The organism is Nocardia higoensis NBRC 100133 (assembly GCF_000308595.1).
Taxonomy (GTDB): Bacteria; Actinomycetota; Actinomycetes; order Mycobacteriales; family Mycobacteriaceae; genus Nocardia; species Nocardia higoensis.
Genome location: NZ_BAGA01000140.1, coordinates 14,300 through 33,095, shown reverse-complemented (window position 1 = coordinate 33,095; position 18,796 = coordinate 14,300). Strand labels below are relative to the sequence as shown.

General features: G+C 64.4%; 18 protein-coding genes, 3 pseudogenes and 1 riboswitch. Of the genes and pseudogenes, 16 read left to right on the top strand and 5 right to left on the bottom strand.

The genetic code is table 11. The features are described 5' to 3' along the window. From ON26_RS25970 to ON26_RS25940, 7 genes are all read left to right on the top strand, one after another. Positions 1–1,670 (top strand): VanW family protein (locus tag ON26_RS25970; RefSeq protein ID WP_040799694.1); only part of this gene is annotated, 1,670 nt, incomplete at its 5' end. A gap of 584 nt (positions 1,671–2,254) precedes the next feature. Beyond that, the gene (locus tag ON26_RS25965) at positions 2,255–2,695 is read left to right on the top strand and encodes a hypothetical protein (RefSeq protein ID WP_040799691.1); all 441 of its coding nucleotides are present in this window, start codon (positions 2,255–2,257) and stop codon (positions 2,693–2,695) included. 733 nt (positions 2,696–3,428) lie between these two features. Beyond that, positions 3,429–4,964 carry an ATP-binding protein gene (locus ON26_RS25960; protein ID WP_245546059.1) on the top strand — a complete coding sequence of 512 codons (1,536 nt, stop codon included), beginning with the start codon at positions 3,429–3,431 and terminating at the stop codon, positions 4,962–4,964. 146 nt (positions 4,965–5,110) lie between these two features. Beyond that, positions 5,111–5,857 (top strand): hypothetical protein, encoded by a 747-nt coding sequence (locus ON26_RS25955; protein ID WP_157172015.1) that lies wholly within the window; start codon positions 5,111–5,113, stop codon positions 5,855–5,857. A 177-nt stretch (positions 5,858–6,034) separates the two neighbouring features. Next, positions 6,035–6,346 (top strand): hypothetical protein, encoded by a 312-nt coding sequence (locus ON26_RS25950; RefSeq protein ID WP_157172014.1) that lies wholly within the window; start codon positions 6,035–6,037, stop codon positions 6,344–6,346. 480 nt (positions 6,347–6,826) lie between these two features. Further along, positions 6,827–7,270, top strand: coding sequence for a hypothetical protein (locus ON26_RS25945; protein WP_040799680.1), 444 nt, complete (start codon positions 6,827–6,829; stop codon positions 7,268–7,270). Beyond that, complete coding sequence (locus tag ON26_RS25940) at positions 7,270–7,659, top strand: hypothetical protein (RefSeq protein ID WP_040799678.1); 390 nt, start codon at positions 7,270–7,272, stop codon at positions 7,657–7,659. Before ON26_RS25945 ends, ON26_RS25940 begins: the two co-directional genes overlap by 1 nt. Before the next feature lie 15 nt (positions 7,660–7,674). Here the strand turns inward: ON26_RS25940 and ON26_RS25935 are convergent, their stop codons facing one another. After that, positions 7,675–8,127 carry a hypothetical protein gene (locus ON26_RS25935; RefSeq protein WP_040799673.1) on the bottom strand — a complete coding sequence of 151 codons (453 nt, stop codon included), beginning with the start codon at positions 8,125–8,127 and terminating at the stop codon, positions 7,675–7,677. Between the two features lie 144 nt (positions 8,128–8,271). On the opposite strand from ON26_RS25935, the gene ON26_RS25930 reads away from it, so the two are divergent. After that, a complete protein-coding gene (locus ON26_RS25930) occupies positions 8,272–9,462 on the top strand; it encodes a hypothetical protein (RefSeq protein ID WP_157172013.1) in 1,191 nt (396 codons plus the stop codon). 52 nt (positions 9,463–9,514) lie between these two features. On the opposite strand, the pseudogene ON26_RS25925 reads toward ON26_RS25930, so the two are convergent. Then, positions 9,515–10,250, bottom strand: a pseudogene (locus ON26_RS25925) (transposase). Between the two features lie 122 nt (positions 10,251–10,372). Between ON26_RS25925 and ON26_RS33625 the strand changes: the two are divergent. From ON26_RS33625 to ON26_RS33610, 4 genes are all read left to right on the top strand, one after another. Next, positions 10,373–10,765 carry a hypothetical protein gene (locus ON26_RS33625; protein ID WP_157172012.1) on the top strand — a complete coding sequence of 131 codons (393 nt, stop codon included), beginning with the start codon at positions 10,373–10,375 and terminating at the stop codon, positions 10,763–10,765. 133 nt (positions 10,766–10,898) lie between these two features. Next, a complete protein-coding gene (locus tag ON26_RS33620; RefSeq protein ID WP_157172011.1) occupies positions 10,899–11,375 on the top strand; it encodes a hypothetical protein in 477 nt (158 codons plus the stop codon). A 68-nt stretch (positions 11,376–11,443) separates the two neighbouring features. Further along, on the top strand, positions 11,444–11,929 hold the full coding sequence (locus ON26_RS33615; protein ID WP_157172010.1) for a DUF6301 family protein: 486 nt from the start codon (positions 11,444–11,446) through the stop codon (positions 11,927–11,929). Between the two features lie 33 nt (positions 11,930–11,962). Next, positions 11,963–12,652 carry a hypothetical protein gene (locus ON26_RS33610; RefSeq protein ID WP_157172009.1) on the top strand — a complete coding sequence of 230 codons (690 nt, stop codon included), beginning with the start codon at positions 11,963–11,965 and terminating at the stop codon, positions 12,650–12,652. 47 nt (positions 12,653–12,699) lie between these two features. Here the strand turns inward: ON26_RS33610 and ON26_RS32595 are convergent. Next, positions 12,700–13,490: pseudogene (locus ON26_RS32595) on the bottom strand (helix-turn-helix domain-containing protein). Positions 13,491–13,770: 280 nt separating this feature from the next. On the opposite strand from ON26_RS32595, the gene ON26_RS34765 reads away from it, so the two are divergent. Both ON26_RS34765 and ON26_RS25910 read left to right on the top strand, forming a co-directional pair. Then, complete coding sequence (locus tag ON26_RS34765) at positions 13,771–14,280, top strand: DUF6301 family protein (protein WP_169333776.1); 510 nt, start codon at positions 13,771–13,773, stop codon at positions 14,278–14,280. Continuing rightward, complete coding sequence (locus tag ON26_RS25910) at positions 14,280–14,708, top strand: TY-Chap domain-containing protein (protein WP_157172007.1); 429 nt, start codon at positions 14,280–14,282, stop codon at positions 14,706–14,708. The genes ON26_RS34765 and ON26_RS25910 overlap by 1 nt, the downstream gene beginning before the upstream one ends. A gap of 180 nt (positions 14,709–14,888) precedes the next feature. Here the strand turns inward: ON26_RS25910 and ON26_RS25905 are convergent. Both ON26_RS25905 and ON26_RS25900 read right to left on the bottom strand, forming a co-directional pair. Continuing rightward, positions 14,889–15,326, bottom strand: a pseudogene (locus tag ON26_RS25905) (IS1634 family transposase); the annotation flags it as partial. Positions 15,327–15,439: 113 nt separating this feature from the next. Beyond that, positions 15,440–16,525: a glycoside hydrolase family 183 protein gene (locus ON26_RS25900; protein ID WP_040799656.1), complete on the bottom strand. Its 1,086-nt coding sequence runs from the start codon at positions 16,523–16,525 to the stop codon at positions 15,440–15,442. A 121-nt stretch (positions 16,526–16,646) separates the two neighbouring features. After that, positions 16,647–16,791: riboswitch (cobalamin riboswitch) on the top strand. Positions 16,792–16,869: 78 nt separating this feature from the next. On the opposite strand from ON26_RS25900, the gene ON26_RS25895 reads away from it, so the two are divergent. Both ON26_RS25895 and ON26_RS25890 read left to right on the top strand, forming a co-directional pair. After that, a complete protein-coding gene (locus tag ON26_RS25895; RefSeq protein WP_174375447.1) occupies positions 16,870–17,766 on the top strand; it encodes an ABC transporter substrate-binding protein in 897 nt (298 codons plus the stop codon). Then, positions 17,766–18,791 (top strand): FecCD family ABC transporter permease, encoded by a 1,026-nt coding sequence (locus tag ON26_RS25890; protein ID WP_040799697.1) that lies wholly within the window; start codon positions 17,766–17,768, stop codon positions 18,789–18,791. Before ON26_RS25895 ends, ON26_RS25890 begins: the two co-directional genes overlap by 1 nt. Positions 18,792–18,796: the final 5 nt, after the last annotated feature.

The window sequence follows — 18,796 nt, the reverse complement described above, 5'->3', positions numbered from 1 at the left end:
CCTACCTGACCGACACCGTGATGTCCGCCGGTGAAGTGCCCCGCGGAGTCGTCGTCGCCGGTGTCGACATCGGCGGCATGGACGTCGACGCCGCCGACGCGAAATTGCGCAGCGCCCTGGAAGGGCGCGACAGCCAGGAGGTCGTGCTGCACCTCGGCGATGCGCGCGACAGCATGGTCCCCGCCGCCGCGGGCCTCGGCGTCGACTGGGACGGCACCTGGGATCGGATCGGCGGCCAGCCCCTGAACCCGCTGACCCGCTTCGTCTCGCTCTTCGGCACCCGCGAGGTCCGGGTCGCGAGCACCGTCGACGAGGCCGCGCTGGGCAAGCAGCTCGACGCCCTGGCGACCCACGACCGGCCCACCGTCGAAGGCGCCATCCGCTTCGACAACGGCACGCCCGTGGCCGTCCCGCCCGCCACCGGCCGCGTCATGGATCGTCCCGAGGCGCGCACCGTGCTGATCGAGCACTGGATGGACGGCGAATCGCTGATCCTGCCCGTGGTGCCGGCCCCCGTCGCCGTCACCGCCGAAGCCGTGGACCGTGCCCTGCGCGAAATCGCCCAGCCGGCGGTCAGCGGCAACATCGTTTTCAAGGGCAAGGGCCGCGACGCCGTGCTCACCCCCGCACAGATCGCCACCGTGCTCTCCTTCACCTCCGACGGCCGCGGCGGGCTCACCGTCGGCTACGACCAGAACGCCGCGATCGCCGCGCTCGAACCGCAGCTGAAGGAGTCGGAGGTCGAGCCGAAGGACGCGACCTTCGAGATCAGCGGCGGCAAGCCCACCGTCGTGCCCGCCGTCGTCGGCGAGAAGGTCGACTGGGCCAGGACGCTCGAACAACTGCCCGCCCTGCTGGTCGCCACCGACCGCAGCGCCCCCGCCGTCTACGCGAAAGCGGACCCGAAGCTGACCACCGAGGCCGCCGAGAAGCTCGGCATCGTCGAGCCGATGGGCGAATTCACCACCGGCGGTTTCAGCGGGCCGTCCGGCATCAATATCGCGACCGTGGCCGCGAAGGTCGACGGCGCGGTGGTGAAGCCGGGAGATACCTTCTCCCTCAACGAATTCACCGGCCCGCGCGGCGCCGCCGAGGGCTACGTCGAATCAGGCATCATCGACCACGGCAGGCCGAGCACCGCGGTCGGCGGCGGCATCAGCCAGTTCGCCACCACCCTGTACAACGCCGCCTATTTCGCCGGCCTCGAGGACGCGGGCCACACCGAGCACAGCTACTACATCTCGCGCTATCCGGCCGCGCGTGAAGCCACCGTCTTCGACGGCGCCATCGACCTGAAGTTCCGCAACAACACCGAATCCGGTGTCTACATCGAAGCGTTCACCACCAGCTCGCAGGTCACCGTGCGGCTGTGGGGCACCAAGACGGTGAACGTGGAGTCGATCACCGGCGAGCGCACCAAGCCCACCGAGCCGCAGACCATCACCCTGCCCGAGGGCGACGACTGCATCGCCACCGAAGGCGCTCCCGGTTTCACCATCTCCGACACCAGGATCATCACCGATCGCGCCACCGGCGCCGAGGTCTCCCGGACCACCCGCACGGTGAAATACGACCCCATCCCGGTGGTCAAGTGCGAGCCGAAGGACAAGCCCGAGAAGGCCGAGCAGACCTCCGATTCCGCGGGCGCCTCCGACGACAGCGACGAGTAGCTACCTTCCCCGAATCGTGCGAGGCGGGTTCCGGCCGTCCGGCAATCCTCCTCGCCGACCGACTGCACGAGCACACCTCTCCAGCCGCTGGCGAGCGGCTTTCGCGCAGGTCGAGGTAGGTGCCGAAGCTCCACGCGGGACGCATCCGAGTTGCCCGGACGCCTCTGTTTCAAACGTTACGGGCTCAATCCGTGAAATAGATCACATCGATGCTGAAAGTTAGCCGACTGCCACCAGTTCTACGGGCTTGCGTGCCCTTCTCGTCTGGGCGGCCTTCTGCCGGGCGTCAACTGAATGAGTGTCCAGCAATTCTGGGTCGGGCCGCCGAACGCAGCCGAGACGCGACAGTGAACGGCGTTCGTAACCGGCGAGTTCAGGTTTTTTCCCGTAGTTCGAGCGAACGACAAATGCTTTGCGGAACGAATTGAAGCCGACCGATCCGTTCGCTCGAAATGGCTAACGGGCGGTTACTGAGTTGTCCGGCACCCCAGTTGCGGGGCCTATTTCCTGTGAAAAGCCCGTGATACAACTTTGGCCGATGATCATCACCGCGGTGATCGAATGAATTCCAGGGGAGTTTCCACATGATGCTTCGTAAGATCGGTTTCGCGCTGGCCGCCTCCGCCGGTGTGCTGCTCGCCGGCTCCGGTGTCGCCGCCGCCGACGACACCACCACCCCCGATCCCAGCCCCACCGCCCCCAGCACCGGCTCGGCTGAGAGCCTGGCGGCGATCCTCGGCGGCTTGCTCGGTGGCGGCACCACCCCGCCCGCCGATCCCGGCGACGTCGCCGACGAGACCGATCCCACCCCGGCGCCCAGCACCGGCTCCGCCGACAGCCTGGCCGCGCTGCTCAGCGGCTTGCTCGGTGGTGGCACCACCCCGCCCGCCGATCCCGGCGACGTCGCCGACGAGACCGACCCCGCCACGAGCACCGGCTCCGCCGACGTCCTCACCACCCTGCTCCCGCTGCTGATCTCGGGCTCGGCCGACGCCCCGGCCGGTGGCGACGGCGGCACCGAGTAATCGACTCCGCGCAATTTCCTACGAGCGGTCCGGGGTTTTCACCGGGCCGCTCGTCGGCGTTTCGGCGCAATCCATTTCACCTCGGGAGGTTGTGGAGTGGAGCCGAGGGCAGGGCGTACCCCGTACCGCGAAAGGTACGGGTTCACATATCGCCTGCCACCTCGGTCGGCCGCATCGTTCCGCGTCGGTTGGTGTGAACGCGGGCCGGGGATTACTCGGCCCGCCGGGACTGGGGTACTGCACAGAGCCGGGGTCGTCGGCCGCAGCGCCGGGGAACCCGGATGCCGACCGACGTACCGTGCCCAGCAGCCACGCCGGAACCGTCCGAGTCCGCCTTTACCGGTCGGCTCTGTGTCATCGGAATGAGTGCAGTGGCCCCTCTGACGGGCGACGACCACGCGGGCAAGGCGTGTCACCCGTGCCGGGACAGACGGGCGCAGCTGTGCAAGCGGGGGAGAGTGGCGGAAATGCCAGAATCGGTTTAGTAGGCTCTTGCCTACGGTGCGAATCTGCTAACTCAGGTTCTCACCCAGGCCCCGGGAGGTGTTGGTAGCACCGTCCGGGGCTGACTTGTGTGCGCGAGGTTAGCACATCGATTGCCCGCCGGTCGCCTTCGCGCCCGAAGAGGACAACCGGATGTCCGCCCCCTACGCCGGTAGCGCGGATTCCCTGTCCCCGAACCGATTACGCACCGAGGCCGACTCGGCTCCGGCTCGCTCGACATGGATTCGTCGTGGCCCATCCGCCGCTGTCCGCCGGCTGTGACCAGGCTGGTGAGCCTCCAGCGGCCAATTTGCCACACGCGGCGACCATATTGCCACACATCCTGCGACCATATTGCCATGACTTCCGCGACCAAACTGCCGCTCAGCGTGCGGCCAAGTTGCCAGGACACCTGCGACCAAACTGCCGTTCATGGGCTCTCATCTGCTATCTTTCGACCGGAACCCGCCTCGGCGCGCATGAGCTGCCGAGGCGCTACGGCGCGAACAGTGAGGCATCGCCCATGCATACCCGATTAGGACCCGCCTTGCCGCGACATGCGGAGAAGGTCGTGGCAGATGCCCTCGCAGACACCCGCGTAGTTCTGATCAACGGAGCCAGGCAGAGCGGCAAGAGCACCCTGGTCCGTCTCGTCGCGGTCGGCCGCGACACCGACTGGCGTGATCTGGATGCTGCCTTGATGCGCCAGGCCGCGATCAGCGACCCCGACGGCTTCGTGGAGTCGGCGGACCTGATGGTTATCGACGAAATCCAGCGTGCGCCGGAGTTGCTGTTGTCCATCAAGTCGCGGGTGGACGCCGACCCTCGCCCCGGCCGGTACCTGCTCACCGGCTCGGCTCGAGTGCTGGGCCTGCGAGCCCTTCCGGACACATTGATCGGCCGTATGGAGACCATCGAGCTGTGGCCCTTCTCGCAAGGGGAGATCGACAGTGCGCCGGACGGCTTCCTCGACGCGGTGTTCACGCAGGGCCCCGACCTGCGCCACGACAGCGGGATCACGCGGGCCGATTATGCCGAGCGAATCGTGCGCGGCGGCTTCCCCGAGGCGGTGGCGCGCACCACGGACAAGCGTCGCCGCGCGTTTTTCGACTCCTACCTCGGCGATCTGATCGCCCGAGACGTACGGCAGCTCTCCGAGATCGAGCGAACCGCCGAGATGCGCGCCCTGGTGCGCCTCCTCGCAGCCCGATCCGGCCAATTGCTGGTGCCCGCCGCGCTGGGCAAAGAACTCGGTTTGGGCGTGAACACCGTCAAGCGATATCTGTCGCTGCTCGAAGAGGTCTACCTGATCAAGCGAATTCCCGCATGGTCCCGCAACCTGAGCAGCCGCGCCACCTTGACTCCGAAGGTGGCCTTCGTCGACTCCGGCCTCGCCGCGAACATCATCGGCGCGGACGCTCGCAGTCTGCACCGCCCCGGCGGGCACCTCGGACCGCTGTTGGAGGGATTCGTCCTGATGGAATTGGCCCGCCAGACAGGCTGGGCCGAAACCGATGTCACGATGCACCACTACCGCACCAAGGATCAGGTCGAGGTGGATGCCGTGCTCGAGAACCGTCGTGGTGAGGTGGTCGGTATCGAGGTGAAGGCCGCATCGACCGTGCGCGCCGAGGACTTCCGCCACCTGCGGCATCTGGCCGACCGACTGGGAGACGAGTTCGTGGCCGGGATCGTCCTGCATACCGGCCCGCAAACCTTGCCCTTCGGGCCCAAGATGCTGGCGGTTCCGGTCAGCGCACTGTGGGAGGTGCCGCCGCCTGAATGACCTCATCGCGCGGTGGCAGCGAAACAAGCTGTCCGACAGCGGATTCACTACTCGTCGATTCCTTGCACGGCGTGGTGATGCGGTAGCGTCCTGCGGTTCGGATCCCATCCGGGGCGATCCGAGACGGCGCGAGGGAAGAGTCCGAGATGACAGTGAGTGAACGCGAACGCATCGACCAGCTCGCAGTCGGTTCCGACGGTCGCCTGCTCCTGGCGATGACCGAAGACCGCGACTACGGCCAGGGCGCGGATCAGGTCCTGGCCGAGGACTTCCGCCACAAGCTCGACGCCTACCTCGCCGCCGTCCATTCGGGAGACGTCCGCCGCATGGCCGAACAGGCAGGCGCGAGCGCGGACAACGACATCGAGATCGTCCTGTTCAGCGCGACCGAACCGGCCCCCGCCGTGATCGCGATGCTCGACGCCGTCGGCGCGACGCCCGGCCAGGCGGGGATCACGGCCCGCTGGGAGCCGTTGAACGCCACCGAGATCAGCGCCGAACTCTACGAGCGGGCGATCGTCGACGAGACCGTCACCCTTCTCGGCTCCGACTGGCAGTTCGCCATCCTGTGGGTGTTCGCCGTCGGCCACGAAGCCGGCGGCGGCATCCAGGTGAAGCGATCCGACGACACCGTCGACAACCTGCAAGCCTCCGAAACCCTCCGCGAATTGCTCTTCGAATACAAGCAATTCGCCCACGACCCCGTCGCAGGCACCTGGCTGAGCGGCCGGATCCACATCGCCGCCCCCGACCGCCACCAAGCCGAATTCTCCCGCGACAGCCTCCCCGAATGGGTTCCCGCCCCCACCGCCGAAGCCGTCCGCCAGGAACTCGCCGACTACCCCCGCGCCGCCGACGAAATTCCCACCTGGATAAGGGAACTACTCGCCTGACGGGCGCCGCCCGAAGGATCGAAACCAGTTGCGCCCGAACCGTACCGACGCACCGAGAATTCGGGGCCACCGGACCGGTCGTCTGCATGGTAGACAGAGAGCACGGTCGGGGATACACCTCGTCGGCAGCAAGTCCGGGCGCCTCGTCCCCGGCCTGCTCCGTCGAACACCGTCCTGGTGTGGATGAACGCGGGAGAGATTCGAATGATGCGAAAAATCGCTGCCACCGTGGCTATCGCTGCCGGAATGGTGCTGGCGGGATCCGCTGTCGCGACGGCCGCGGACGGGCTGGCCACCGGCTCGGCCGGTCCCCTCGGCGCGTTCATCGTCAACATCGGGACCGGTTTGTCCTCCACCCAGGACTGGCCGCCCAACGGGTACCCGGCGCAGCCGGTCGACGATGCCGGCGTCGGCACCGGCTCGTCCGACATCCTGTTCGGACTGCTCGCTACCTACCTCGGGATCGATCGCCCGGGTTCTGTCGCCTGAGCTGTCCGGCCCCCATCGTGCCGAGCGATGTGAACCAGCGTCTACCCGACGATCCACAAGTATGGGAATTATTCACTCACAACGCAGTTCGCATGAGCGGGACGTCGTTTTCGGCCGGCACGGTGAGCAGATAGTGCAGATCTTCCCGGTCCGATTCGGGAAGATCATGCGCACGTAGTCGGTGGGCTGGTCAAGGGTGTCCACCAGCGCCCGTGGCTCGCTCCACCGCTTGTCGCGAAACCGAAACCCGCGATACATCGTCGGCCCGAGAACAATCAGTCCGACAGTCGATGCCGGTGCGCGTCGATTCCCCAGCACGACACGGTGATGCGTTGCCGCCCTGCGGATCGGGCCCCCGCCGTGACAGCCTCAGCGTGATCTCTACGCACACCTCTTCGGCCAGGGCGCCGCGGAGCTGCCGGGGGGATCGCAGGGCTCGTAGAGTTCTGGGAACGTTTCGGTGCCGCGCTCGACTACGACTTGCTCGAGCGCGGCATCGACGTCCGGGACTGCTTCGGGCCCGCCACCGTTCGTACCCGTGATTGGCGCACGATCTGGGCGTTCAAAGATCGTCTGCCCCACGGATCGCAGTATCGGTCGGCTCTGGCGACCGATCGTGAGCTCGCCGAGCAGATGATCGCGGCCGAGGAGGCCGAGGCCCAACTCGACCTCTACGAAGAACCCGATCGACCCACCGGGCCCACGCCCGAGGGCTACACGATCGACAGCTATCTACTGCTGTCGATCATCGACGCACTGCAGGGAGTGCAGGTCGCCGTCATCGCGGCCGCGGGCGGCGATCCGCCGGCCGTCACACCCATGCCCCGTCCCGTAACCGCCGTCGAACTGGTCCGCGACGAACGGCGGGACCGATCGATGCAGCGCCTCATCGACGACTTCACCGCACCCACCCGGGAGAGCTGATGATCTTCACCGCGACGCTTCCTGCCCAGGCGGCCGGCGCCGCCGATGTCGCCGTCCTGGCCGGCGCCTACGCCCCGGCCTTCTACAGCGGCGACACCGCCACCGACATCGAATTGACTGCACCACACGGATTCTCGTCGATGACAGGAGGGGCGAACGATTATGCCGGCCTCACTGTCCGGCAGCTCCGAGACGGCGTACCTGTCCAGGTCTTCGCCGGACTCATCCTGGATCAGGCTGTCACACTGACACCGGTTGTGCCGGTGTCGATTCCGCTGGTTTCGCAGCCGACGCTACGGAAGGGCGATGTTCTCGATGTGCTGATGCATCAGCACGGTAGCGGCCAGGCGATCCAAGCCGGACTCACAGTCTCGATCTTCGTCAGCTGACGGCTGCCTCCACTGCTATCCGTCCCCGCAGGTGACATGGACGCGCAGAATCGCCGCAGAGCCGTTGTGCACCTGAGTGATCTCGCTCGGAGGCAACCTCGACGCGTCGTACGCGTCGTCGATTCCCTGGTGGATCGAGACGCGGCAACCGTTCGCCGCCTTCCCATACGCTTCCCACGTGGCGCCATCGGGGTCATCTATGGACTCATCGCTGCGCACAACCTCCGGCGCACGCCCGAGTTCGAGCCCCGGCGCGGTGACGATGCCGCGTACATCCGTTACCGGAGGCCCGATGAACAGGGCGTCGGCCCATGCGCCGACCTCGCTGGAATCGCTCACCTGGTCCACCACGGTGTATCCGTCGATGCGGATCTCTTCGAGATAGTGCTTCGCCGGGTTGCCGAACGCGCCCACGATCGCGGTGCACCCGATTGCCGTCGCCAACGATGTGAGTGCGGCAGTAGCCATCAGCGAGCGCCGTGCGGTTACGCGCGGTCGGTGCGCTCGTTTTCTCATTCTCGGCCCAGCCCGTCGGGTATCGAAGATTTCTCTCACAGTAGCCGGTCCACCCGGACGGCAACAATTGTTCATCTCGTCAGAAGGGTGCGTTCAATGAGCGACTATTCGGCCACTTGGAGTAGTCCTCCTCCGAAGTTCGAATGGAAACCCGATGTCCACGGTATGCCAGAAGATATGGACCCCAAGGTCGCCCGATGGGCCGAGGATTCGGTCACATACGGTGAAGCTGCAGGTGTGGATCCGCGGCTCGTCATGGCGATCGTGCTGAACGAAGGCGCGGATGCGAACCTGACGTGGGACGGCCGATACGGGGAACTGAAGGACTGGTTGCGGGAGTACACCACGCCGTTTCGGGAGTTGAAGGACGGCCACTCGAACTCTCTCGGGCTCACGAACATGAAGGAAGAGACCTTCGACAAACTGAAAGCCGAGTATCCGTCGATCTTCTCGGGCCGAGAATGGACGGATCTCACGGATGATCAGAGCTTGGCGATCCAGGCCGCGGCCTACAACCTCGCCTATATCAAGAACAAATGGTCGGACAAAATACCTGCCGACATGAAGTCTCAATACAGCCTGAATCAGGTTCTGGCTGCCGGATATAACGCCGAGGGATTCTTCGGCGACTATATCGCCAATGGGGAGTTGGGGCACAAGGCGACGCTGTATTCCAAGATGTCACGGAACTCGTTCGGCCGCGCCCAGCGGCTCATGGAGCAGATGTACACCTGGAAGGACGCGGTCGACCCGGGCATGCCACCGTGGCCGGTCGAGCCGGGTATCGACGTGGTGGATATTCCACCGCCGGGCGGATATCCGGCACCGGACGGGCCGACGCATATCGCGGATCGATCGCGCATTCCTGTGCAATCAGCAATCCGTCGGATCGTCGATCTCGATTTCCCACAGGGCGGCTTCGAAATGCGCGCCGGTAGCCCGGCACCATGGGCTGCGCCGCTGAAACGGGCGGAGGGCGGTGACGTTCAGGGCCCCGGCTCGTCCATCGGCGACAAGATCCCGGCATGGCTTTCCGATGGCGAATTCGTCATGAACGCTCGTTCCACCGCAGTCAACCGCCCCTTCCTCCAGGCGCTCAACGCCGACCCGTTCTTCCTCCAGAAGATGATGGCGTCGCGCTCGGCGCCGAGCCGGAACGAGGGCGCCGGGGCGGTAGCGCCGCCCTCCGCCGGCGGGCCCGCCACGGTGAACATCGCGATGGCGAACGACGAAGACATCATCGGCAGATTGAAAGTACTTGCGATGCAGTGGGAATTGTCCCACTAAGGGATGTCCCGTAAGTCCGGCGCGGTGATGACGACCTGGACCCCGGCCGGGGTCAGCGGGCGTGGGCGAGGTTGGCCAGCGTGGCGACTCCGGCCATCGCGACAGCAACACCGTTGCCGCGTAAGCGGCAGTCCCGCAGAATCTTCCAGGTCTTCATGCGGGCGAAGGTGTGCTCGACACGGGCACGGACCTGCCGATGGGAGGCGTTTGTGGGCCTGTTTCCACTCCGGCAGGTCCCGGCCCGGAACGCGGCGGTGCGGGATGATCGCGCTCGTGCCCTGGTAGCCGCCATCGGCGATCACCACCGCGTTGCGGCAGGCGTGTTCCGCGCCGGACTCGGCGTAGGCGCGGCAGTCGTTGCGGTTTCCCGGTAGCGGTCGACCGAGGGCGACGACGAGTTCGGTGTCGGCGTCGATGACGACCTGATGATTGGTCGAGTACCGGTAGTTCTTGCTGGGTGCGGCCACTTCGTGGTCGCGGGTCGGGACCAGGGTTCCGTCGACGATCAACACCGCACCGCGCGGAAACCGGACACGGGGCCGCAACCCCAGAGCAGGACCGAGATCTTCGATCACCCGGGCCGCGGCCGACTTCGAGACCCCGAACACCGCTGCCAACTGACGCATCGTGAGGTTCGTGCGCCAATAGGTGGCCACCAGCAGCACCCGGTCCTCGAAACACAATCCCCAGGGCCGGCCCCGCAACGGCCGATCTGCACCCTCACGCCGCAACCGGGCGACCAGACGAGAGAACTTGCGCGGCCGCAGCCCGCTGAACAACTCCACCATCACCGGATCGGCTGCCGAGATCACCGCCACGGGGACACGATACCGGCTGCCGCTCAACAACTTACGGGACAACCCTTAGGGGAAGGTTTTTTACCGACCCGAAAACCGAGTCGGAGACCTATATGAAAGCCCGCCTCGAGCAGGTGGGTCCGGAGGCCAACGTATTCGACTTGGGTGTCGGATCAGAGTTCGCGGAACAGATGGCAGAGCGGAAGCGTTTGGAAAGTGTTGCAAAGGATCGGCGTGATGAACTCAAAGAGCTCGCAGATACTGTTGGAGGCGACTACGGTAAACTGACCGGGAATAGCGCAGAGCGTGCTATCGAACGTCAGCGGATCATAGAAGAGTTGGATGAAGGCTCGGACGCCGACGATGTACTTGCGGATATCCAGGCTGCTGCAGACTCGTATTTTGTCGAGAAGAATAAAGTAAATTTGAACAGCGAAGGCTTGGGGGAGTTGGGTGCGCAAGCAAAGGCTGAGGCCGATGGCTGGCAATTGATCGGAAAAAAATAATGGCTCGGGTAGGCATGATCTCATCTTCTATAAAGATGGGCGTTGGAAGATTGTCGAGGCCAAGGGTGGGGGTCCCGACTACAAAGGGCTTGGCACTTCTCTTGTTGGTTCGGGTAGGGATAGAGTTCGTGTCATGCAGGGAACGGATGAGTACTTATGGGACAAGCTTGCGAACGACAAAACCCTGTTGGCCGGAAACCCCGACCTGGCGCGGGTGGTAGCAGAGCGTGACCGATCGAAGATCGACTACTCGCTGATAAAGACTGATACCAACGGACGGGTTACAGAATACACGTTCAAAACTGAACTCGGTCCTGCTCATCCGGATTATGTTCCGAAGGATCCGCAAGTCGAGGTCTTCGAATCTTCTGAAGCTCAATCGATCTCGATGACGATGCCTTCCGTATTGAGACCTGTTGCAGGTAGGTTGCTTGACGTCGAAGGCTTGCGTGTGCGCGTGTCGCGATTGTTTCCCGAGTCTCATCAGGTATTTCGCAGGAGTGTCGATCAGTCACTGACGGTGCGCATTACCCCGGCCGGCACTGACCTGGCTAAAAGCGGACGGGTAGAAAGAGGTGCATGGCTCACCTTTGCGGCTCATCTCCGGTAGGCTCTTCCGGCATTGAGTCGTGGTCCGGTGAGTAGTATGTCTTTGGCGATAGTAAAGGTGGGTATGAGGTGCTGATAGATGTCGATGCAGTGAGAACTGCGCTGGAGACAGCGGTAGATTCCAACTGGAATTGGAGTAAGGCAGGGCTTGGCCAATTCTGCATCCAGATGGGTTGGCCTGTTGAGAAGGAGGGGGAACGTTCGGTACGTCTGCGGACCGGTATAGAGACCGGCTCGGCGAGCGCGCTGCTGTTTATGGACGCGAACGTGGTGCAACGGATTTCGCTTCGCATATCGAGACGTATCGAAAAGGGTGATTTCGTCGGCTCCAGGGACCTCTCTGAATCATTCCAACTTCTGGTGGGGCAATTGCGGAAGGCGTTGGGGGATCCGATTTCAGTGGATCTCGTTGCCGAACCATTCTTCAGATGGAATAAGCCGTCGGTTGTCATCCTGCTCTTCATGGCCAACGGATTTGTCTCGGCGGAGCTGGTCAATCCTGAGGTGCAGCGTCGAGAAGACGAGTGGGATGCAACGTTCAGTGGTGGCCGCTGAACCCGGATCCACCGAGGTGATTTATGGTGCCAGGTGACGTATCGTCGCCGGGCGGCCGGAGCAGATGATCATCGTCTTGGCGGTGACGTGTTCGCCGGGGTAGTCGGTGCGGGTTCTGGGCCGCCCGAATCCGGAGTAGGTCGGTGGCCGCAGGCTGTCTCAGCGGTGACAGTGGGTTGTCGTCGAGATCGCTATGGCGGTCTCGCCTTGACGGGTTCGGCCTCGGTGCTGTCCCTGTCTGCAAATGAACTACAGGCTTCCTTGCCTTCGGGAGCCTTACTGAAGAGACAGTCCAAAGAATCCATCCTGTCCGACTATATCGACAAAGGGCTGTTCGGCTCGTTCCAGGATCCCGAACGCATGGACTTCGAATACGTCGTCTCCGGTGCCGATAAGATCTCGGGTGCGGTCGAGTGGTTCACGCAAACTGTAGCGACACCTGTTGAAGATTGGTTCGAAGGACGTAATTCGCTCGACAAACTGATAGAGCTGGCGCGCACGCCGACGTCGAGCGGTACGGGCAATATCAATCCGAGACTGTTTCGTGGAACAGTCGCATTGTGCCTCGTGAACAACCGATTCCGTGATGCTGCACTCTTGATGGATTGGTATATCGAGCGCGGAAAGTTCAATTTCCTCGACTCGATGGAAAGGGCTCGATGCTTCGCCGCCGCCCTCGAATCACGCTTCCCCGAATATGCGGAAGCGTGGCGCCGATCATGAGATGAGGGCATGAGTCAGCTTATTGAAATAGAACTATTGATCCAGAACTAAATGTATGAGGCCATGACGTTGGTGACGCCGGGTGTGGAGTCGGCTGGCGGGTGGTCGGTTCCCGGTGGCGGTGTGTGGGCGGTGATAGTTGAAGTGGATGTTCGGAAGTCCAGGTTCGGGCGTAAAGGAATTCTACGGCCAGGATCCGTTGGTAGCCTTCGACTTTGCCGTTGTGTCGGGGTGTGTAGGGGCGGATCCGCTGGTGACGGGCCCCGCGGAGGACTTCGGCGAAGTCGTGGGCCCTGTAGCAGGAGCCGTTATCGGTGACGATGCGGTGGATGTGGCCGACCCCGTGGACCCGCCAGCCACCACCGTCGGGGATCCGGCCGACCTTCTTCACATCGACATGCACCATATGTCCTGGCCATCGAGCCACGATCCGGCGCGGTGTCCGGTTGTTCTCACCCGTGGGATCGAGGAACCGACGCCGGTTCAACCCCAGATGGGCGAGCTGACGGGTCACCGTCCGCACCGCGATCGTGGTGCCTTCACCGTCGAGTTCGAACGCGATCCTTCGCGCCGACCACTTGTTGACCTTGCGCAGCCGCTCGATCCGGGCGACGACCGCGGCGGGAGTCGCTGTCGGTTGCCGATGGGGTGTCGAGGATCGGTCGAGCAGGTCGAGTTCGCCGTGCCGGCGCCACCGGTTGACCCACTTGGAGGCGCATTGGCGAGAGATCCCCATCTCGGTGGCGATGTGAGCGATCGGACGGTGTTGGCAGCGTTGGACGAGGCGGCGACGGCCCTCGACGAACAGTGGGGCGTTGCTCTTGCAGGGCCCGGTTATACGAGCGCAGAGGGCATCTCTGCGTCGGTAAGCGGTGGAGGTGTTTCCTGGATGGATTCTCTTTCGCAATCTCTGCAGTCGACATTCGAGCACCAGGCCTCGCTTGTTGCTCCGGTGGCGGCTCCGGTTATCGTATCGAATAGCGATAGGAGGAATGCGGCGCGAGCCGCTGATCAGTCCCTGACAGTGACGATTTTAGCGGCCATGCATTCAGTCAAAGTTCCTGAAAGTGAGCGAAATCAGTTCCTGACCTATAGCTCTGTCGCAAGATGAAGGAATTATGAGCAACAAATCCGCTGAAGTGGTCGACCGTGGGCCATCGAATTCCCGTAAGGTCGAAAACATAGTCCGTATCGCATCGCGTTTTGAGTGGAGTTGGCATTGGGGAGACCTGGATCCAATCTGCAGGACTTTGGGTTGGAGAATAGCGCAAGAGTGCGATTCGTTAGTGGTCCTCGCTACGGATCTGGAACTGTCCCGGCCCGAGGCGGGCGCTTTTGGCGACGCTGACAATATGAGTTTCATCGACATTTTGGTGACTGATTGGTGCGAGGGTGCAGACGCGGCGACGTCCCGTCGCGTATATGACCAATTCGCAGATATCAGTGAAGCGATCGGCTCGTTCTTGGGTTCGCCCACGCGACGGCGGGCGGGCGGTAATGGGGAGGTTCGGTGGGATTTGCCAAAGGTCGTTATTCGTCTGCGCCTTTTCGACAACAGTATCAACCTTCGCCTGGCCGATCCAGCGCACCAGGAGTGGCTTGACGAGCCGGATGGCGGGGATATCTGATGAAGTCTGGTATCGCAGACTGGCCGTCGTATTCTGCCGCGCTCGCGATAATCTTCGCGCGTATGCCAAGCGATGGATGTCTCATCGTCAAGGCAAGCGGAAATCGATTTGCACAGTTTCTGATGACGACGGACGGGTTGTGGGCTGAGATTGTGGACGGTTCCGCACTGACCGAAGGCTACCAACTCTCCACGGATGGGGAGGCATGGCTGCTAGCTGATGGATGGAGTCCTGCGGTGGAAGGTGGTTCGCTGAACTGGCACCGCCAGCTCGGCTGGCCTGTTCGATATCAAGAGTATGAGAGGCTTGCCGATCTGGTCGTCGGTGCCTTGCGTGGCGCGCTCGGCATCGACAGCCCGAGCGAAATGTCGGTCGAATCTTGGGTGAACTTTTCTGGAGAGGGATTCGACGACAGCGCTCTGCGTTGATGCCGGAAGATTCGAAAGTGACCAGTGGTCCGCATGCTGGGATACTCGCAACGGGTGTTCGCATGAGCAGCACGTTGTACTGGCTGTGCATCGTGAGCAGGAGGTACAGCTTTTCTTCGGTCTGACGTGGGAAGATCATCGGCGCTGCTGTTGCGGGTCATGAGGTTGTTGACGTCAGCACGGGGGTGAGCGTTTGACCGTGGCGTAGGAGGCCGAGGAGATCCCGGCCTCGCTCAGCACGCGCCCCGCATCCGATTTGCTGGTCGGTTCGATGATCCGTGCCAGCACGAGATCACGAAACACTGTGTCGCCGTGGGTAACCGAGTCGAACCCCAACCGCTCGAAGGCGGTACACAACGCCGACCACAAATGGCTCATTCGCGACGAGGTGATCGGCAACGGCGCATCGACCGAACCGGTGCCGTCACCAACTCCGAGATCCAGCACGCCCTGCCCGCCGGCCAACCGAGTCGCCGCGGCGGTCTTCAACGCCGCCAACTCGACCTCGTCGTGGGCCGAACCGATGTGCTCGATCGAGCGTGAACCCCGCCGAGAAGACCACACGATCTGGACCGCTGTGGCCCCAGAAGCCGTCTTCACCGTCCGAACGTAGGCCACGACCGCACCCTACGACACCATCGTTAGTGCGCAAACTCCACCGACACCGACACAGAAACACGAGGTCAGAAACCCGCTGCCGCTCCGCAGACCGAAGAATGAGCCAAGTCAGGTCACAACGGCGTTCGCATGAGCAACACGTTGTATTGACTGTGCACCGTGAGCAGGAAGTACAGGTCGTCTCCGGTCTGATAGGGGAAGATCATCGGCGCGTAGGCGGTGGGCAGATCACGGGTGTCCACCAGTACTCGTGGCTCGCTCCACGGCCCTTCGGGAGCCGAAGCTGTCCGCATGACAACGGAATTCGCGGGGTCGGTGGTCAGCATGACGAACTGACCGAGGTGCTCGTTCCACTGCACCGACAGCTCGCCCACATTGCCGACGATCGGCACCGAGGCCAGCGGCTCGTTGCGCTTCCACTCTTTCCCGTCCCAGTATTCGTAGGCGTCGATGTCGGCGATCGCCGCTTCCGGGACGCGGGAGATGAAGCCTGGGTGGTCGCGCCCGGCGGGGGTGCCGTATCGGTAGACGAAGCCGCCCGTCTTCAGAAAGGCGTTCTGCTGGAAGCGCTCGTGCCCGTCGACATTCGCGCGGCGCGTGGTGGGCAACTGCGCCCAGGTCTGACCGCCGTCGCCGGAGACGGCCAGCGTCGAGAAGTTGGTGTGCCACTTGCCGTGGTCGCCCCACGACCGCACCGACATCATGCTCATGTACTGCACCCCGCCGACCGAGATACCCGCGGTGGGGATGAAGCTGATCTCGATGCCGGGGATCTTCGGGCTCGGCAGCGGGTTGGGCACGACGCTGTCGAAGTAGATGCCCTTCGACGGATCCTTGGTGCTGCTGCGGAACAACACATTGGACGTCCACGCCCAGATGCTGCCCGCCAGCAGATTCGGGAACCCGATGCCGGCGCTGTCACCGAATGCCGTGATCATCCCGCCACGGCCGTCGTCCCACATGATGCCCAGGTCGGTGCCGAGCACGTTGACGTTCTGTGTCTTGTTCGGGCTGTCCATGCCGGTCATCTGGAACACGGCCTGCGTCGGCCCCGGCAACTGGGGCAATCCCCGCCACCCGTTGAGCACCGGAATCGGATTGACGTTGTTCGGATCGGCGACCGCCGGCGCGCCCAGCGCGACACAGCAGGCGGCGGCGAGCACGCCGATTCTGGCGAATGCGGACAGCGATCGTTTCATCCGGCGGAGTCCCTTCTGGTGGCGCGCGGTCTGCCCGAGTCATTCTGCCCGGCTATCGCCGTCATCCGAGGGAATTGCGGGCGGACACGTCGGGGTACAGCGAGGCCGGTCGGTTTCGGGGGTGAACTACGCTGCGAATGCCCTGCCGAACCGGCCGGGCGCCGCGGCGTCACGGTGAAGCCGGTGTGAATCCGGCACTGTCCCGCAACTGTGAGTCCGGCATGGCGCCGGGTGAGTCAGGTCAGCCGGCATCGCGGGAAACGTACCGGTCCTCGGACGAAGGACGGTGCGGCGCCGCGATGCGAGATGGCAGCCGTGCTGTTCTCGTCCTCGGAGTCAGGAGGATGGCTGTGCCTCTCATGTCCCGTCGGCTGATCGCGGCCGGGATCAGCGCACTGGTCCTGCTGATCGCCGCATGTGATGCGACCGAAAGCGCGCCCGCCACCGACGGCGGTGACGCGGCCGCAGAACCGCAGGCCATCGTCTCGCTGAGCCCGACGGCCACCGAGATGCTCTATGCCATCGGCGCGGGGGAGCAGGTGGTCGCGGTCGACGACAGGTCCGACTATCCGGAAGGCGTCCCGGTCACCGAGCTGTCCGGCTACACCCCGAATGTCGAGGCCGTGCTCGGCTACGACCCCGATCTCGTCGTCGCGAACGCCGACACCGGCGACCTCGTGGCGGGGCTGGAACGGGCGGGCGTCGAAACGCTCGTCCTGCCCGCCGCCGCCACCCTCGACGACACCTACACCCAGCTGGAGCAGCTCGGCGCCGCCACCGGGCATGTGGGCGACGCCGCCGAACTCGTCGCGCGGATGCGCACCGAGATCGCCGAGATCGTCGCCACCCTGCCCGACCGTGACGCCCCGCTGCGCTACTACCACGAGCTGGACAACACCTTCTACACCGTCACCGACGACACCTATCTCGGCGAGATCTACGCCATGCTCGGTCTGCGTTCGATCGCCACCGGCGGCAACGGCTACCCGCAGCTCTCGGCCGAATACATCCTGGAACAGAACCCCGACGTGGTCTTCCTGGCCGACGGACAGTGCTGCGGCGTCACCCCGGAAAACCTCGCCCAGCGTCCAGGCTGGGGCGAACTCACCGCCGTCCGCGACGGCCACGTGTACGTCCTCGACGAGGACATCGCCAGCCGATGGGGCCCGCGCGTGGTGGATCTGGTGCGCGAGATCGCCCGGCTGGTCAACCCCGCTCCCGCCGTCCGCCCGACGTCTTGATCACCTCGCCACGCCGCCGCGCGCTGGTGGTGACCGGCGCGGTGCTCGCGCTGCTCGTCGCCGTGTTCGTGAGCATCCTCGTCGGGCCCGCGGGGCTGACCCCGCGCGGCGTCCTGCTCGACATGGCCGACGGACTGCCGTTCGTGGATGTCGAGTCCGGGCTCTCCACGCGGCAGCAGGCCATCCTCTGGGACATCAGGATGCCGCGCACGGTCCTCGGCGTACTGGTCGGCGCGATGCTCGCCATCGCCGGAGCCGCCTACCAGGGCGTCTTCCGCAATCCGCTGGCCGATCCCTACCTGCTCGGCGTCTCCAGCGGCGCCGGCCTGGGCGCGACACTCGCGATCGTCTTCGGCGGGGCGGTCGGTTTCGCCGGTGTGCCCGTCGCGGCCTTCGCGGGCGGGCTGCTCGCCGTCGGCGCGACCTACACCCTGGGCCGCACGGTCGGCGGCGTCCGGTCGGAGGTGGTCATCATCTTGGCCGGAGTGGCGGTGGCCGCGTTCGCCAACGCGATCCAGACCTTCTTCATGCAACTCCACGACGACACCCTTCGGCAGGTCTACTCGTGGATGCTCGGCAGACTCTCCACCGACGGCTGGTCCGAGGTGCTGGTGGTGCTGCCCTATGTGCTGGTCACCGCCACGATCATCGCGCTGCATCGGCGCACCCTCGATGTGATGGCGGTCGGCGATGTGGAGGCCGCGAGCCTGGGCGTCCACCCGGCGCGGGTACGGCTGGTGCTGGTCTGCGTCGCCACGCTCGGCACCGCCGCCGTGGTCTCGGCGGCGGGGCTGATCGGTTTCGTCGGCATCGTCGTGCCGCATGCCGTCCGGCTGCTCGTCGGACCCGGCCATCGTTTGCTGCTGCCGCTGTCGCTGACCATCGGCGCCGCATTCCTGGTGCTCGCCGATGTGATCGCCCGGACCGTCATGTCACCGGCCGAACTGCCGATCGGCGTGGTGACCGCTGCCGTCGGCGCGCCGTTCTTCCTGCTGGTTCTCCGGCGGAGCCGAGGTGTGTCGTGACGTCG

What these genes read in the sequence shown, in the direction of transcription:
- ON26_RS25965 (WP_040799691.1), top strand. Translation starts at nt 2,255, where the DNA reads ATGATGCTTCGTAAGATCGGTTTCGCGCTGGCCGCCTCCGCCGGTGTG.
- ON26_RS25955 (WP_157172015.1), top strand. Translation starts at nt 5,111, where the DNA reads ATGACAGTGAGTGAACGCGAACGCATCGACCAGCTCGCAGTCGGTTCC.
- ON26_RS25940 (WP_040799678.1), top strand. Translation starts at nt 7,270, where the DNA reads ATGATCTTCACCGCGACGCTTCCTGCCCAGGCGGCCGGCGCCGCCGAT.
- ON26_RS25935 (WP_040799673.1), bottom strand. Translation starts at nt 8,127, where the DNA reads ATGGCTACTGCCGCACTCACATCGTTGGCGACGGCAATCGGGTGCACC.
- ON26_RS25930 (WP_157172013.1), top strand. Translation starts at nt 8,272, where the DNA reads ATGAGCGACTATTCGGCCACTTGGAGTAGTCCTCCTCCGAAGTTCGAA.
- ON26_RS33625 (WP_157172012.1), top strand. Translation starts at nt 10,373, where the DNA reads ATGAAAGCCCGCCTCGAGCAGGTGGGTCCGGAGGCCAACGTATTCGAC.
- ON26_RS33620 (WP_157172011.1), top strand. Translation starts at nt 10,899, where the DNA reads ATGCAGGGAACGGATGAGTACTTATGGGACAAGCTTGCGAACGACAAA.
- ON26_RS34765 (WP_169333776.1), top strand. Translation starts at nt 13,771, where the DNA reads ATGAGCAACAAATCCGCTGAAGTGGTCGACCGTGGGCCATCGAATTCC.
- ON26_RS25910 (WP_157172007.1), top strand. Translation starts at nt 14,280, where the DNA reads ATGAAGTCTGGTATCGCAGACTGGCCGTCGTATTCTGCCGCGCTCGCG.
- ON26_RS25900 (WP_040799656.1), bottom strand. Translation starts at nt 16,525, where the DNA reads ATGAAACGATCGCTGTCCGCATTCGCCAGAATCGGCGTGCTCGCCGCC.
- ON26_RS25895 (WP_174375447.1), top strand. Translation starts at nt 16,870, where the DNA reads ATGGCTGTGCCTCTCATGTCCCGTCGGCTGATCGCGGCCGGGATCAGC.